Below are 14,441 nucleotides of genomic sequence, written 5' to 3'. Positions count from 1 at the left end.
GGTTTTTTGATTCGATCTTTAAGTTACGCGCCGTGGCGCGCGGTATTTTTTGGTGCGGCAATTTCCGCTGCTACCTTGTTCGATAACACACTAGCCACAGCAGAAGAGAATGCGGGCGTGTTCGTGTACGAACATGAAGGCGTTCCGCTGTATGGCTATGTAAGCGATCCTAAGGTTTCTGAGGCGACTCAGGAAATAGCAGATCGTTACTTGGGTTCGAACTCGAACAACTATGATCTGGTAAGGGCGTTGTATTTTTTCGTCTTTATTGACCCCGAGATAGTTTCGGATGGCAAGTTTGTGAAACCAGTGGAAATAGAACTGACGGAGGAGACGACAGAACCATTTTCCAAACACGAACTCTCTGACGAAGGATGCAATGTAGGGAGAATATTCTCCACGAATGAAGAAGAAAAAGGAGAGTATTTGGTATGGCTTGTTCATGGTGGGCAATATGAGGGCAAAGAAGGAATTGAATCTTGTCTTCTTTTCGCGGCGGCGGCTTCGGCCGGAATTTGGTTGGGTGATTTTCCAGCTTTGGATCCCCGTGATTTACGGCAGCTTCTGGATAGAATGCTCTTAGAATGAAGTGGCCGTTTAGTCCGCGGCACATTGCATGAGCATCAAGCCTGCCAGCGCCCGACCACACCAGTCCTGGATCCACCTTGGGACAACGGTTCGCTGATCCCTACTCCCCCTCCAACTGCAACCGCAAATCCCGCAGCACGGGTAACGTGCTGCGCACCCGTTCCAGCCCCAGCTCTCCGACGACACGGTTGATCAGCGGCGCGATCGACGAAATCGCCTGATCCCGCGCACGGCGACCGGCGGGGCTGATCGCGACCATCTTGCGGCGGGCGTCGTCCCAGTCGGGGCGGATGTGGATGTATCCGGCCCATTCCAGCTTGGCCAAGGTGTTGGTCATCGCTCCTCGGGTCACGTGGAATGTGTTGGCCAGTTGCGCCGGGCTACGCTCGTCCCCGACGAAAACCAGATGATTCAGCACAGAGAAATGCGAAATTTCCATACCCTTGGGCAGCACCCGGCTGAGCCGGTTGCGCAACAACTGATCCGCGGTCAGGATCTCGCTGAACAGCGTGACCGCAAGGGCGTTGGTGTCTTCCGTCATTGTTCAGTTCTGTCAGGGTCCAGTGAAAGACCGGATATGTGTCAACGACGGCACGCGGCGGCGTGCCTCTGACACAGAACTATCATCCAAATCGAAAATGTGAATGCCCGGATCGGTACCTGCGTCGATCAGCACCTCTCCCCAAGGGGCGACAACCATGCTGTGCCCATGGGTAAAACGCGTCTTTCCGCGCGTTGATGGGTGTTCCCCCGTTTGCGCGGGGGCCAAGACCCAACAGCCTGTCTCGATCGCCCGGGCCCGCAACAGCGATTCCCAATGCGCGGCGCCCGTAACAGGTGAAAACGCTGCCGGAACGGTCAGGATTCGCGCGCCTGCCTGCGCCAAAGCCGCATGCAGGTACGGAAACCGGATGTCATAACAGATGGTCAAACCCACCTTGCCAAAATCGGTTTCGGCTAGGACCGCCTTTTCGCCGGGGCGGTAGTTCTTTGATTCGCGAAACGTCTCGGTCTCGGTGACTTGCACGTCGAACATATGAATCTTGTCGTAACGCGCCACGATCTGACCTTGCGGATCGATCATGAAAGACCGGTTGGCAAACCGCCCGTCAGCGTCATGAGTCTTGATCCCCAGTGACCCGATCAACACCCACACGCCCAGGCGGGCGGCCTGTTCCCGCAGGCCGGCCAAGGTGATGTCGTCTTCTTCGTGCTGAAGAACCTCGTTTTGCCGCGTCGTACTGTTTGACACGCAATTCGTGACCTCTGGCGTCAGGATAAACCGCGCACCCTGCCCTGCCGCGTCGGCCGCCATGGCGCGCACCATGTCCAGGTTTTCGACCGGATCATCCGACGAGGTGATTTGCAGCAGCGCGGTCTTCATCAGGCCGCAAGCAGACGGTCAAGCTTGCCTTGCCGCTCCAGCTCGTAAAGGTCGTCGCAGCCGCCCACATGCTGTGTCCCGATGAAAATCTGAGGCACGGTGCGTTTGCCGCCTGCGCGCTGGATCATCTCGGGCTTGCGTTTGGGGTGCATCAGAATGTCAACTTCCTTGAACTCAACGCCTTTCTGCTTCAGCAGACGTTTGGCCGCGTGGCAAAAACCACAGAGCGGCGAGGTATAGATTTCTACGGGCTTCATGTTCCGGTCCCTTTGGGTTTCGTGCGATCTTGGGCGAATTAGGCATCCTTGGCAACGCGCGCCAGTGCCAACACGAAAATATGATTTGCCCCAGCGGCCTGACACGCACGCGTGCACGCCGCCAACGTCGCGCCGGATGTCATCACGTCATCCACCAGCAGGACATCGCGCCCCTTCAAATGCAGTGCCCGCCTTGGGTGGATGTCAATTGCGCCTGCCAAGGCTTCGTCCCTTTCCCGCGCGGTCTTTCCGTCCAGCGCCGGGGTCCGCCGTTTGCGCACTAGCAGATCCGGCACGCAGTCCAACCCGGTTTCTCGCCCAAGGTTGCGTGCCAACAGCGCAGACTGATTGTACCGCCGTTTCAGCAGGCGTGACCAATGCAACGGCACCGGAGCAATCACCATACCGGGACGCAACAGCTCGCGCCCGGCCTGCGCCATCCAACGCGCAGCGGGGCGGGCCAGTTCGGTACGGTCACCATGTTTCAAAGCCAGAACAAGTGACCGCGCCTTCCCATCATACATCAGCGCAGCGCGGCCCGCGTTCCAGGGCGGAGGGGTTTTCAGACAATCGTCGCACTCGGTCCGGAACCTGTCTGCGCTTCCGATCACGGGCACACCACAGCTTTCGCAAACCGTGCCACCGATGAACGGCGTATCCCGCCAACACGCCCCACACAGGCCGAAATCGGATTCCGTCAGCTCTCCGCAGCCTATGCAGCGCGGCGGGTAGATCAGAGCAAGGGCAGTTTGAATCCGCTGCGCAATGCGATACTTGCGACCTATGAAACTGCCCGAGCCCACCGCACCCTCTCTTTTCGACCGTAACGCCATTCTGCATCATCGCGCCCGCGCGAAGGACGACGCCTTGTTCTTGCACCGCGCCGCCATTGATGAGGTTCAGGATCGGCTCTCCATGGTTAACAGAACCTTTACCGCACCTGCGGTTGTGACCCCTTTTCCACAGCTTTGGGCAGACGTTTTTCCGGATGCCGCCATTGTCGCGGATGACGATGTGCTGTCGCTTCAACCCGGTGCGCATGATCTGGTAATTCATGCGATGGCGCTGCATTGCGCCAATGACCCGGTCGGCCAGTTGATCCAATGCAAAAGGGCTTTGAAACCGGATGGACTGGTTCTTGTTCTATGCCTTGGGGGTGAGACCCTTCACGAATTGCGCGCCGCGCTGGGTCAGGCCGAAATCAAAGTCACGGGCGGGCTCAGCCCCCGAATCGCCCCCATGGCCGAACTGCGCGACCTCGGTGGATTGTTGCAGCGGGCCGGTCTGGCATTGCCAGTGGCCGATGCCGTACCGCTGACGGCAGAATACCGCGATATCTGGCACCTGATGCACGATCTGAGGGACATGGGTGAGACCAACGCTTTGGCTGCCCGGTTGAAATGCCCAACCCGACGCAGAGTGTTCGAAGCCGCACAGCGCGTCTATTCGGATCACTTTTCGACGGAAACAGGCCGCCTTGCCGCAACCTTCGAACTGATTTGCCTGACCGGCTGGTCCCCCGATGACAGCCAACCAAAGCCGCTGCGCCCGGGGTCAGCCCAAATGCGCCTGGCAGATGCCCTGCGCACGAAAGAGGGCAAACTGCCGGATTGACGCGCAACCAAATCCCTTTATCTCAGGTCGGAACACGAAAACTCAGGAATGCTCAAATGTTTGATGCCACTCGTCCCGCTCATGCTCCTGCCGACCATCCTAAGGTCAAGATGGGCCGTGTTGGCATTTTGCTGACCAATCTGGGCACCCCGGACGATTACACCTATTGGCCGATGCGTCGCTATCTGAACGAGTTTCTGTCGGATCAACGGGTCATCGACTATCCGAAATGGAAATGGCAACCGATTCTTCAGGCGATCATCCTCAGCAAACGGCCATTCAGTTCGGGAGAAGCCTACAAATCGATCTGGAATCACGAGAAGGGCGAAAGCCCGCTGATGACGATCACCAAGGACCAGACTGCCAAGCTGCGCGGCGCAATGCAGGATCGGTACGGGGATCAGGTGATGGTCGATTTCTGTATGCGCTACGGCAACCCCTCAACAAAGTCCAAAGTGCGCGAGATGGTTGCCGCGGGCTGTGACCGTATTCTGTTCTTCCCGCTTTACCCACAATACGCGGGCGCAACCACAGCCACCGCCAATGACCAGTTCTTTCGTGCACTGATGGATGAGGCCTGGCAGCCCGCCTCGCGAACCGTACCGGCCTATTTCGACCAACCGGCCTATATCGACGCCCTGGCGCAATCCGTTGAACGTGCCTATGCAGCGGCGGAGACAAAACCCGATATTCTGGTCTGCTCGTATCACGGGATGCCGGAACGGTATCTGCAACAGGGTGACCCCTATCATTGCCAGTGCGCCAAGACGACACGGCTGCTGAAGGAACGGCTGGGATGGTCAGACGATCAACTGGTTTCGACGTTCCAGTCGCGATTCGGCCCCGAGGAATGGCTGAAACCCTATACAGTGGATCATGTGGCGGATTTGGCCAGGCAGGGCAAAAAGAACATAGCAGTCATCGCACCGGCATTCTCGGCCGACTGCATCGAAACGCTGGAAGAGATCAACGAAGAGATCAAGGAAAGCTTCGAAGAAGCAGGCGGCGAAACCTTCACCTATATTCCATGCCTCAATGACGATGCGGCGCACATTGCTGCATTGGGCACGGTGATCGAAGAAAACTTGCGCGGCTGGCTGGACTGACCGGCACAGCCTTGTGAAAACAAAAAAGGCGGTGGATTGCTCCACCGCCTTTTTCATGAATTCCGTGTCGGATTAGCTTGCAGCAACAGCAGCAGCAACAACGACCAGCAGGATCAGCGGCAGCAGGATGCCCTGCGACGAACCCTGAGTTTCTTCTACAACAACAGGTGCTTCAACAACCGGCTCTTCCAGGTTACCAGCATAAGCGGTCGAAGCGGCAGCAGTCAGTGCAGCAGCGAGAACGAGTTTCTTCATATTAACCTCCAGAATTTGCGCAGTTCCAATGCCCGGAACCACACATCTAAGACTTACCTCGTGGTTTTTTCTAATCAGCATTGACGCTGGAATGCAATTGCAACTTGACCGCTAAGCGGGTTCCCACACGAAAATGTCGTCAAATTAGCAACACTTGCGTGCCGACCTTCGCCATCGAGAACAGCTCGGCAATGTCTTCGTTGAACAGACCGATACAGCCATTCGACGACCGACGTCCGATTTTTCGCGTATCGTGCGTGCCGTGAATGCGGTAATACTTCCAGCTTAGGTATAAAGCGTGTGTTCCCAGCGGGTTATCTGGCCCCGGAGGAATATAGTCCGGCCATTCCGGATTTCGTTTTTTCATCGACGGCGTCGGAGACCAGCTGGGCCCTTCGACCTTGCGGATTACGCTGGTACGCCCGCGCCGGGTGAGTTCTTCGGTCAGCGGAACCGACGACGGGTACAATTTGTACACCGCTTGATCATCCGACCAATAATGCAGCGCTCTTGAGACGGTATCGACCAGAATGGCGCCATTTCTGGTGTTCGAGAAATACGGTTGCCAATCCAATGCCCGGAACCCGGATACGTTGCGGCGAACCGCCGGTTCAGTCTCGGGTGCAGGGCGCAGCGGGTCGCCCGGGATATATTGCGCCAGTGCTGGGGTTGCCAGCGTCGCAGTGGCCCCTGCCAGAAATCCCCTGCGTGTGGGCGAATGAATACGCTTTTTGACCATGACAACGGGTCCTGTGTTTAGATGAGGTCTGAAATCTATGACATTCTATTGCCAGAATGCTTCAGTCGCAAATCAAACCGGCAGAATCATGCAAGTTAGGGCCATTGCGCGTTTGCTCAGAGCCTTCAGGCGCGCTATGCCCTGTAAAGACACAATAACCAGGTCGATCATGACGCGTATCGTTTCTTTACTCTTGATTTGCTTTGTCGCGCTGGCGGCATGTACAGACACCGGCACCACGACCATTGGTGCAGACGGTCGCCCGCTGCCCACGGTCTACAAAATTCGCGGCAACCCGGAAAAGTTGCAGTTCCGTATGGTTGATTCGGTCAATGCCCTGCGCCAGGCCCAGGGATTGCAGCCTGTCCAGCTGAACGCGCAGCTGAACGCAGCAGCGGCGACCCATTCCAAGGACATGGCCAGACAGAACCGGCCCTGGCACTTTGGGTCCGACGGTTCCTCGCCGATCGATCGGGCTGCACGGGTCGGATATTTCGGCACGTTCCTCGGTGAAGCCATTTCCGAGACATACGAAACCGAAACCGAAACCCTTGCCGCCTGGATGCAGGAACCCGGACCGCGCGCCGTAATCATGGACCCCAAGGCCACGCAGATGGGGTTCGCCTGGCATCAGGAAAAAGGCGGGAAAATCTGGTGGACGCTGGAAATGGGAACCGGCGGCTGACCCCGATCACCGTACACACAAAAAGGCCCCCGAAATCCGGGGGCTTTTTTTGTGATTACGCTGCCTGCATGGACTGCGCTTCGGTCAGGATAGCATAAAGCTTGACCGGATCAGGGTTCGCCCGAAGTTTGGTGCACACCGAGGTGTCCCTCAGCGTGCGGGACACAAGGGCCAGCGCCTTGAGATGATCGACGCCGGCCTCTTCCGGCGCAAAAAGTGCAAAGGCGATGTCCACGGGTTGACGATCAACCGATCCAAAGTCGATGGGCTTTTCCAGCATGACGAATACGCCCGAAACCGAATCCAGCTCGGGCAAACGCGCGTGCGGAAGCGCAACGCCATGCCCCACGCCGGTCGGGCCCAGGCTTTCCCGTTCGAGCAGACAGTCGACGACGGCCTGCGAGTCGAGCCCCAGATTGGCGGCTGCTACATCGCCTATTTCCTGAAACAACCGCTTCTTGCTGGAAGCGGCGGATAGTACACGTACTGCTTCGGGCTTTAGTATGCTCGAAAGCTCCATGATCACGCTCCATGGGCACCGCACCCGCCTCGGCGGGTGCCGCCCCGTATCCTTGCCTGTTAAGGATCAATCCAGCCGATATTACCGTCTTCGCGACGATACACGACGTTCAATCCATCCTTGTTCTCATTTCTGAACACCAGCACCGGGGCACCGGCAAGTTCCATTTGCATCACGGCTTCACCAACGCTCAAAGATGGGATTTTAGTTTCCATCTCAGCCACAATCATGGGCTGTAGCGATTCGGGTTCATCGGCCGTGTCCGATTCGTCAGAGGCGAGGATATAAGAGGACGCCCCAAAGAGTTCAACCGGCTCGGACCGATCCTTGTGGTGGTCCTTCAAACGACGTTTGTAGCGCCGCAGTTGTGTTTCCATTTTGTCGCAGCATGCCTCGAACGCCGCATAAATTTCGGTTGCATGCGCCTTGGCCTGAGCGGTCAGCCCGGTGGACAGGTGCACTGTTGTTTCGCATACATATTCATGCGCTGAACGGGAAAAGACGACGTTGGCGTCGGTAGGCCGCTGGGCATATTTGCCCACAACCTCGCCCAATTCGGTCTGCACGTGAGTCTGAAGCGCCGCACCGATGTCGATCTGTTTTCCGCTGATTTGGTAACGCATGTGATCTCCTTCACAATTCACACCCATTCTGACGTCACGTTACGCGACGAACTTGTTTTTATCGGGTGGGGGGTCGAGACACTTTCCGCGGTTGTCTTAACTCCAGCCCTTCAACGAAGGGACAACGATCTCCAGACTGGAACCGGGTAAATGCCATGGGACAATTGAGGCAAGAGACGACGGAAGAGTCAATCAAAACAGGTGTGTATATACGCGATTTCCGCCATGCATCCGACGCAGACCATAACAAGCCTATGAAATACGGAAGTTTTCGCCAAGATAGACACGGCGGACATTCTCGTTCTCGACGACTTCGTCAGGTGTGCCGGACATCAGAACCTGCCCGTCATGCAGGATATAGGCGCGGTCAACAATTTCCAGCGTTTCCCGCACGTTATGGTCGGTGATCAGAACACCGATCCCCCGTTTTTTAAGGTCGGCAACCAGATGCCGGATATCGCCGACGCTGATCGGATCAACACCCGCAAATGGTTCGTCCAGCAAAAGATATTTCGGGTCTGCGGCCAAACATCGCGCTATCTCAACGCGGCGGCGCTCACCGCCGGAAAGGGCAAGAGCAGGCGCGCGACGCAGATGTTCGATCGAGAAATCCGACAACAGCTCTTCCAGCCGTTCTTTCCGCCTGTGAGCATGAGGAACCGTGATATCCAGTACCGCGGCGATATTGTCCTCGACGCTCATGCCGCGAAAGATCGACATCTCCTGCGGCAGGTAACCGATGCCCATTCGCGCACGCCGGTACATCGGCAAAGTCGTAACATTCTGGCCGTCAATCGTGACTTTGCCGGCCTCTGGGAAAACAAGCCCCGCCACGGAATAAAAGGTCGTGGTCTTACCCGACCCGTTGGGTCCCAACAGGGCAACGACTTCGGACCGATCCAGTGTCATCGAGACATCGCGGATCACCGTTTTCTTACGGTAGGATTTCCGCAGCTTCTCGATGCGCAGCCCGGAATTGCCTTCGGCCACTGACAGGTCGGGTCGCGCCATCAGTTGTTTCCCTGCTGAAGGATCGTCTTGACGCGCCCGGTCATGGTCGCTGTGCCCGTTGTCAGATTGGCGTTCATCTGGTCGCCGCTGATGATGCTGGGGCCTTGCGTCAGCAGGACATTGCCTTTCATCACGATCACACCGGAATCGATCGTGTATTCCGCCCAATCGCCCTCTGCCGCATCGGGCGGGCTGACCAGAACAACATTCTCGGTGGCTTCCATCCGTTCAATCGCCGAGCGTTCCTCGTTATAGATCACGAGAACCCGTTCAGCAGTCAGCCGCATTTCGCCCTGAATGACGACGACATTTCCGAGGAATTCGGCAGAACCGTCCTCCTGGTTGACGTTCAATGTTTCGGACGTGACCTCGACCGGAAGACTCGGGTCGGCATTTGCAGAACCAAAAGCCACCTGCGCCTCCTGCGCTGTCGCGGTTACGGCACCTGCAAACAGAGCAAGGCACAAAAGAACAAAACGAAAATCGAACACAGGTTATCTTTCTGCTTTTTCAGGCTCGTATACCAGCTTCACGCCGTCTGTAAAAACAATATGGACCGGTCCGTCCTTTTTTTCAGTGCCAAAGGTCATGCGTCCGGCGGAAAAATTGCCGATCGGCCCGGTTCCGTTCACCCGCCCCGGCGTGTCGCCCCGGATTTCGTCCAGCGACGTGTTGAGCAGGTCAGTCGTGACCTGAAGTCCGTCGGCAGTGGTAATCACGACGTCGCCGACAAAAGTTGCCGTGCCCTCATCGGGGCGGATCAAACCTGAATTGGAATCCAGAAATATCGTTCCACCGCTGAGAAGCCCCAGACGGCCCCGAAATTCGGACGCGGTCGGGGTTTCGTCTTCGCCGCCCTGCTTGGCCTGGATGGCTTCGATCTGGACATCTTCGCCTTTGCGGGTTGTCCCTCGATATTTCGGCTGTGTGACCACCTGTTGCGCCAATCGCTCGTCAATGTCTTTTTCGGCGAATGGCACCGATACGTTGGTTTCGATGCTGCGAGACAGCAGGAACACTGTGGACAGCATCAGAATGGCCGCAAGTGGCAACAGAACCTTCAGGAACTGTACCATGCGGGAATACCTGTCCAATTCGACCTCCCTCAGCCCAGACCGACGCGCAAGCAGTCGTGGATATGCAGAAGGCCCAGCGCCTGTCCGGATGCAGCCTCGTCGACCACAAACAGCGAAGTGATCTTACGATCATTCATGATCGCCACCGCCTCTTCGGCCAATGCGTCCGGTGTTATGGTGGTCGGATTGGCGGTCATGACCTGCTCGGTCGTTTTGTCCAGCAGACCGTCCATGTGCCGCCGCAAGTCACCGTCCGTAATGATGCCCGACAAATGCCCCTGCGCATCCGTTACACCGGCCACGCCGAAACCCTTTTGGCTAATTTCGATCAGCGCGTCGCTCATCGCGGTGTTCGCCGCGACCAGAGGCAGGGCGTCGCCTGTATGCATCAGGTCGCGCACCGTACTCAGCCGCGCACCCAGCTTTCCGCCGGGGTGGAAGGCGCGAAAATCCTCGGGGCGGAAGTCGCGATACTTCATCAGCGCAATGGCCAGCGCATCGCCCATTGCAAGGGTCAGCGTCGTCGAGATCGAAGGCACCATGCCGAAACCGCAGGCCTCGCCCATCGACGGTATCAGCAGATGCACATCAGCCTGTTTCATCAACGTGCTTTCTGGCTTGCTGGATAGCCCGATCAGCGGAATGCCAAAGCGGCGCGTAAAGGCAAGCAGGTTGGCCAGCTCAGGCGCTTCGCCCGAATTCGAAATCGCCAGCACCACATCGCCTTTGGAAACCATGCCCAGATCGCCATGGCTGGCCTCGGCCGGGTGCACAAAATAGGCGGGCGTTCCGGTACTGGCCAGAGTGGCGGCAATCTTGTGGCCGATATGGCCCGATTTTCCAATGCCACTGATGATGATGCGCCCGGTGGCTTTCAGGATCAGATGCACGGCCTCGGCAAAATGCTCGTCAAGGCTGTCGGCCAGCACATCCAGCGCGCGGGCCTCGTCAGTGACGACCTGGCGGGCGGTTCTCAGGAATGCTTCGGTGTCGGTCATGAGTGTGCAAAGATATCCGTTTCGGGCCAACCGGCGAGGTCCAGCTTCGCACGCATCGGCAGGAAATCAAAACAGGCCTGCGCCATCTCGGTCCGGCCCTCGCGCGCCAGCCGCTTGTTCAACTCGTCGCGCAGGCGGTGCAGATAAAGAACGTCCGAAGCCGCATAGTCCAGCTGAGCATCGGTCAGGGTTTCAGCGCCCCAGTCGCTCATCTGCTGTTGTTTCGAGATATCCACGCCGATCAGTTCCTGGCACAGGTTCTTCAGCCCGTGACGGTCGGTGTAGGTGCGCACCAGCCGGCTGGCGATCTTGGTGCAGTAAACCGGCGCGGCCAGGGCACCAAAGGTGTGATACATCGCGGCGATGTCGAACCGCCCGAAATGGAACAGCTTCAGGACATCGGGGTTTTCCAGCATGGCACTCAGGTTCGGGGCTACGGTCTGGCCCTTGTCCACCTGGATGATATGGCTGTTACCGTCGCCGCCTGACATTTGGATCACGCACAGGCGATCGCGATGCGGGTTCAGCCCCATGGTTTCACAGTCAATGGCCACAACCGGGCCCAGATCCAGCCCATCCGGCAGATCGTTTTTGTACAAATGGTTCGCCACCCGACTATTCCTTTGTGCGATATCGCCTCCGAGATAGGCGGTTTGGTCCCCAAACTCAACGCCGTCCGAAAGTCGCGGGCCGTTCGATGCCGAATCCTTGACCATATCCCCATCGGGGGGATATGGATAAGTCATGTCAGACAACGCCCACCAGTCACATCCACAGATCACGGCCCGACTGAAGCGGGCCCATGGGCACCTCGCCAAGGTCATTGCCATGCTCGAGGAGCACGCCCCCTGTTCCGACATCGCCCAACAGTTGTTTGCAGTAGAGAAGGCCGTCACCAATGCCAAACGCGCATTGATTCATGATCATATCGAACACTGCCTGTCCGCTGACGACGATGGCGGCGGGATCGAAGACTTCAAAGCGATTACAAAGTACCTCTGAGCCATGCTGAGAATTCTGAAACACCGCACCTACCGCCACCTGTTCGCCGCCCAGATCGTCGCCCTGACCGGAACCGGGCTGGCCACGGTCGCCCTTGGGCTGCTCGCCTTTGATCTGGCCGGGAATGCTGCGGGCCTTGTCCTAGGCACGGCACTGACGATCAAGATGGTGGCTTACGTCACTGTTGCACCGCTCGCCGCTGCTTTTGCCGAGCGTCTGGATCGTCGCAAGATGTTGGTCGTGCTGGACCTGATCCGCGCTGCGGTTGCAGTGTGCCTGCCTTTCGTGACCGAAATCTGGCAAATCTACGTGCTGATCTTCGTGCTCCAATCGGCGTCGGCGGGCTTTACGCCCGCCTTTCAGGCCACGATCCCGGACGTTCTGCCAGACGAAGCTGAATACACGCGTGCCTTGTCGCTGTCACGCCTGGCCTACGATATGGAAAGCCTGCTGAGTCCCATGTTCGCCGCCGCATTGCTGCTGCTGGTCAGCTTCAACAGCCTGTTCTGGGGTACCGCGTTGGGTTTTGTCGCATCGGCAATGCTGGTTGTCTCGGTCGTGCTTCCGTCACCCAAGCCAAGCCGCCCCCGCGGCATCTATGACCGCACCACGCGCGGCATTCGTATCTATTTGAAAACACCCAGGTTGCGCGGACTGCTTGCGCTCAGCTGGAGCGCAGCAGCCCTGAGCTCGATGGTAATCGTGAACACCGTGGTCATCGTGCGCGCCAATCTGGGCCTGTCGGAAAGCGCGGTGGCCATTGCCCTGGCCGGGTTCGGGGGCGGGTCGATGCTTGCAGCCTTTACCTTGCCCCGCCTTCTGGATCGGATCGAGGACCGTCGGGTCATGGTCGCGGGCGCCGTATTCGCCACTGGCTCCATGGCCGTCGCTGCGATGTTGGCCGCAATTGCTCCTCTGTCGCTCGGGTTGCTGACCGCGTTGTGGGCATTCACCGGTTTCGGATATTCCACCACCCTGACACCTTCGGGCCGCCTTTTGACCCGGTCGGCCCATCCCGAGGATCGCCCCGCCGTCTTCGCCGCACAGTTTACCCTGTCGCATGGTTGCTGGCTGGTTCTTTACCCGCTGGCGGGGTGGTTGATGACCGTGTTCGGCCCGACCGTCACACTCAGCAGCATGGCGACGCTGTCCGTGGCGGGCGTCGTCGGTGCAATCGGCCTGTGGCCGCGCCTCGACCAGGAACCGATCACCCATGATCACCCCGACCTGCCGCCCGATCATCCGCATCTGGCTGGGTCAGGCCCGCACGCGCATCCGATCATCATCGACGATCTGCACCCGCGCATCCCGCGCGAACCCTGAGCGGGCGCTTCGACCTGATCTCAACCCGGAATGACCATGAATCAGAGCCCCAATGGACCAGCTTGACCGTCGCATCATCGCCGCCCTGCAAGCCAACGCACGCGCCTCGACCACGCAGATTGCGACCACGCTGGGTGTGGCCCGGACAACCGTGCACGAGCGAATTAACCGGATGGAACAGCGCGGCCTGATCGAAGGATATTCCGTGCGCCTCGGGTCCACCGATGACACGCCGAAAGTGCAGGTCATCGTCATGCTCGAAGTGCAGCAAAAGGAAACCAGCCGGATCATCAAGCGGCTCGAAACCTACCCCGAAGTCAAACTGTGCCTGTCGATCAACGGAGAATTCGACCTTATGCTGTCGGCAGAGGCCCCAAGGCTGGAGGATCTGGACATTCTGGTCGATGACCTGGCGAAAATTCCCGGTGTCTTGCGCACCAATACCAGCGTTGTTTTCGGGCGCAGGATAGATCGAAACTGAAACGGCGATAACTCTCTGTAAACCGATCGTTGGCTAGCTTGGCCGGGAGAGATCAGAATCCCGGACCGGCAGAATGCCAAATCAGAAGTTCCCGCTGTTACTCATATTGGTGCATGTGCTTTTGGCGCAGGCAGGGTTTGCCATGCCAGATGCCAAAACCGGTGACCTCTGCGATCATGCCGCGCGCCGCGCCGCTTTGTCCGAAGGCGTGCCCCTGGACGTGCTGCGCGCCATCTCGCGCGTTGAAACCGGGCGCAGGCTGGACGGCCGGTTGCAGCCTTGGCCCTGGACGATCAACGTCGGCGGTCAGGGATACTGGTTCAAGTCCGAGGTCGAAGCCAAGGCCTATGCGTTCAAAATCTTCAAATCGGGCGCCCGCAGCTTTGATGTCGGCTGTTTTCAGATCAATTATCGCTGGCACGGCAGAGCCTTCCGTTCGATCGACGCGATGTTCGATCCGGATGAGAACGCGACCTACGCCGCCCGGTTCCTGAATGAACTCCATGCCGAGCTTGGATCGTGGCCCGCAGCCGCGGGGGCTTATCATTCCCGCACGACACCCCTTGCCGAAGCTTACAAAGAGCGGTTTCAAAAGGTGCTGGCACAGCTTGAAGGGGCCCCCCGAACCCGGGTTGCGGGCACGTCTCGGGATCCGTTCACCGGAGCCGGACTCCCCTTGATCCCCATTCCGACGGCCTCGCCCCGCACCGGCGCGCTTGGGTCTCTGGTGCCGGCCGCAGGCGCCGCAACCGCGTTTATCGCCTTCAACTAGGAGTTTC

General features: G+C 58.3%; 21 protein-coding genes. 8 read left to right on the top strand and 13 right to left on the bottom strand.

What is annotated here, in order from left to right; genetic code table 11:
• Positions 1-6: 6 nt before the first annotated feature.
• Complete coding sequence (locus I9185_RS12535; RefSeq protein WP_210093225.1) at positions 7-588, top strand: hypothetical protein; 582 nt, start codon at positions 7-9, stop codon at positions 586-588.
• Positions 589-688: 100 nt separating this feature from the next.
• Here I9185_RS12535 and I9185_RS12530 read toward each other — a convergent pair whose 3' ends face one another.
• Genes I9185_RS12530 through I9185_RS12515 form a run of 4 tightly spaced genes read right to left on the bottom strand, consistent with a single transcriptional unit; the run spans position 689 to position 3,062 of the window.
• Positions 689-1,129: a MarR family transcriptional regulator gene (locus I9185_RS12530; protein WP_171724127.1), complete on the bottom strand. Its 441-nt coding sequence runs from the start codon at positions 1,127-1,129 to the stop codon at positions 689-691.
• A 12-nt stretch (positions 1,130-1,141) separates the two neighbouring features.
• Positions 1,142-1,972, bottom strand: a complete 831-nt coding sequence (locus I9185_RS12525) for a carbon-nitrogen hydrolase family protein (RefSeq protein WP_209834180.1) — start codon at positions 1,970-1,972, stop codon at positions 1,142-1,144.
• Positions 1,972-2,229 (bottom strand): glutaredoxin 3, encoded by a 258-nt coding sequence (gene grxC, locus I9185_RS12520; protein WP_152459773.1) that lies wholly within the window; start codon positions 2,227-2,229, stop codon positions 1,972-1,974. The genes I9185_RS12525 and grxC overlap by 1 nt, the downstream gene beginning before the upstream one ends.
• Before the next feature lie 38 nt (positions 2,230-2,267).
• Complete coding sequence (locus tag I9185_RS12515; RefSeq protein WP_210093224.1) at positions 2,268-3,062, bottom strand: ComF family protein; 795 nt, start codon at positions 3,060-3,062, stop codon at positions 2,268-2,270.
• Here I9185_RS12515 and I9185_RS12510 point away from each other — a divergent pair.
• Entirely contained in the window at positions 3,013-3,843 is an 831-nt protein-coding gene (locus I9185_RS12510; RefSeq protein WP_171635676.1) for a methyltransferase domain-containing protein, read from the top strand. The two genes, I9185_RS12515 and I9185_RS12510, sit on opposite strands and share 50 nt — an antisense overlap.
• A 56-nt stretch (positions 3,844-3,899) precedes the next feature.
• Positions 3,900-4,949 (top strand): ferrochelatase, encoded by a 1,050-nt coding sequence (gene hemH / locus I9185_RS12505; protein WP_210093223.1) that lies wholly within the window; start codon positions 3,900-3,902, stop codon positions 4,947-4,949.
• Between the two features lie 72 nt (positions 4,950-5,021).
• On the opposite strand, the gene I9185_RS12500 is transcribed toward hemH, so the two are convergent.
• Together I9185_RS12500 and I9185_RS12495 are read right to left on the bottom strand one after the other, a co-directional pair.
• Positions 5,022-5,204: a hypothetical protein gene (locus tag I9185_RS12500; RefSeq protein ID WP_117870963.1), complete on the bottom strand. Its 183-nt coding sequence runs from the start codon at positions 5,202-5,204 to the stop codon at positions 5,022-5,024.
• 139 nt (positions 5,205-5,343) lie between these two features.
• Positions 5,344-5,943 (bottom strand): L,D-transpeptidase, encoded by a 600-nt coding sequence (locus tag I9185_RS12495; protein ID WP_171635671.1) that lies wholly within the window; start codon positions 5,941-5,943, stop codon positions 5,344-5,346.
• Between the two features lie 169 nt (positions 5,944-6,112).
• Here I9185_RS12495 and I9185_RS12490 point away from each other — a divergent pair, with 169 nt between their 5' ends.
• On the top strand, positions 6,113-6,628 hold the full coding sequence (locus I9185_RS12490) for a CAP domain-containing protein (protein ID WP_171120163.1): 516 nt from the start codon (positions 6,113-6,115) through the stop codon (positions 6,626-6,628).
• Between the two features lie 55 nt (positions 6,629-6,683).
• Here the strand turns inward: I9185_RS12490 and ptsN are convergent, their stop codons facing one another.
• From ptsN to I9185_RS12455, 7 genes are all read right to left on the bottom strand, one after another.
• Complete coding sequence (ptsN, locus tag I9185_RS12485; RefSeq protein WP_117872900.1) at positions 6,684-7,148, bottom strand: PTS IIA-like nitrogen regulatory protein PtsN; 465 nt, start codon at positions 7,146-7,148, stop codon at positions 6,684-6,686.
• Between the two features lie 59 nt (positions 7,149-7,207).
• Positions 7,208-7,771: a ribosome-associated translation inhibitor RaiA gene (gene raiA, locus I9185_RS12480; RefSeq protein WP_117870967.1), complete on the bottom strand. Its 564-nt coding sequence runs from the start codon at positions 7,769-7,771 to the stop codon at positions 7,208-7,210.
• Between the two features lie 252 nt (positions 7,772-8,023).
• The gene (gene lptB / locus I9185_RS12475) at positions 8,024-8,782 is read right to left on the bottom strand and encodes an LPS export ABC transporter ATP-binding protein (protein ID WP_152459766.1); all 759 of its coding nucleotides are present in this window, start codon (positions 8,780-8,782) and stop codon (positions 8,024-8,026) included.
• The gene (locus tag I9185_RS12470) at positions 8,782-9,273 is read right to left on the bottom strand and encodes an LptA/OstA family protein (RefSeq protein WP_210093222.1); all 492 of its coding nucleotides are present in this window, start codon (positions 9,271-9,273) and stop codon (positions 8,782-8,784) included. The genes lptB and I9185_RS12470 overlap by 1 nt, the downstream gene beginning before the upstream one ends.
• 3 nt (positions 9,274-9,276) lie before the next feature.
• Entirely contained in the window at positions 9,277-9,858 is a 582-nt protein-coding gene (locus I9185_RS12465; RefSeq protein ID WP_245218082.1) for a hypothetical protein, read from the bottom strand.
• Between the two features lie 29 nt (positions 9,859-9,887).
• A complete protein-coding gene (locus I9185_RS12460) occupies positions 9,888-10,856 on the bottom strand; it encodes a KpsF/GutQ family sugar-phosphate isomerase (RefSeq protein ID WP_171724122.1) in 969 nt (322 codons plus the stop codon).
• Positions 10,853-11,467 (bottom strand): ribonuclease D, encoded by a 615-nt coding sequence (locus I9185_RS12455; RefSeq protein WP_171635664.1) that lies wholly within the window; start codon positions 11,465-11,467, stop codon positions 10,853-10,855. Before I9185_RS12455 ends, I9185_RS12460 begins: the two co-directional genes overlap by 4 nt.
• 133 nt (positions 11,468-11,600) lie before the next feature.
• Between I9185_RS12455 and I9185_RS12450 the strand changes: the two genes are divergently transcribed.
• From I9185_RS12450 to I9185_RS12435, 4 genes are all read left to right on the top strand, one after another.
• Positions 11,601-11,858: a metal-sensing transcriptional repressor gene (locus tag I9185_RS12450; protein WP_171635661.1), complete on the top strand. Its 258-nt coding sequence runs from the start codon at positions 11,601-11,603 to the stop codon at positions 11,856-11,858.
• 3 nt (positions 11,859-11,861) lie between these two features.
• Complete coding sequence (locus I9185_RS12445) at positions 11,862-13,181, top strand: MFS transporter (protein WP_210093221.1); 1,320 nt, start codon at positions 11,862-11,864, stop codon at positions 13,179-13,181.
• A 52-nt stretch (positions 13,182-13,233) separates the two neighbouring features.
• Complete coding sequence (locus tag I9185_RS12440) at positions 13,234-13,662, top strand: Lrp/AsnC family transcriptional regulator (RefSeq protein ID WP_210093220.1); 429 nt, start codon at positions 13,234-13,236, stop codon at positions 13,660-13,662.
• A 142-nt stretch (positions 13,663-13,804) separates the two neighbouring features.
• The gene (locus tag I9185_RS12435; protein ID WP_171635798.1) at positions 13,805-14,434 is read left to right on the top strand and encodes a transglycosylase SLT domain-containing protein; all 630 of its coding nucleotides are present in this window, start codon (positions 13,805-13,807) and stop codon (positions 14,432-14,434) included.
• Positions 14,435-14,441: the final 7 nt, after the last annotated feature.

This window comes from Ruegeria sp. HKCCSP346 (assembly GCF_017872595.1).
GTDB lineage: Bacteria > Pseudomonadota > Alphaproteobacteria > Rhodobacterales > Rhodobacteraceae > Ruegeria.
Note: the sequence above shows the minus strand (reverse complement) of the source record. Positions and strands in the feature narration are given on the sequence as shown.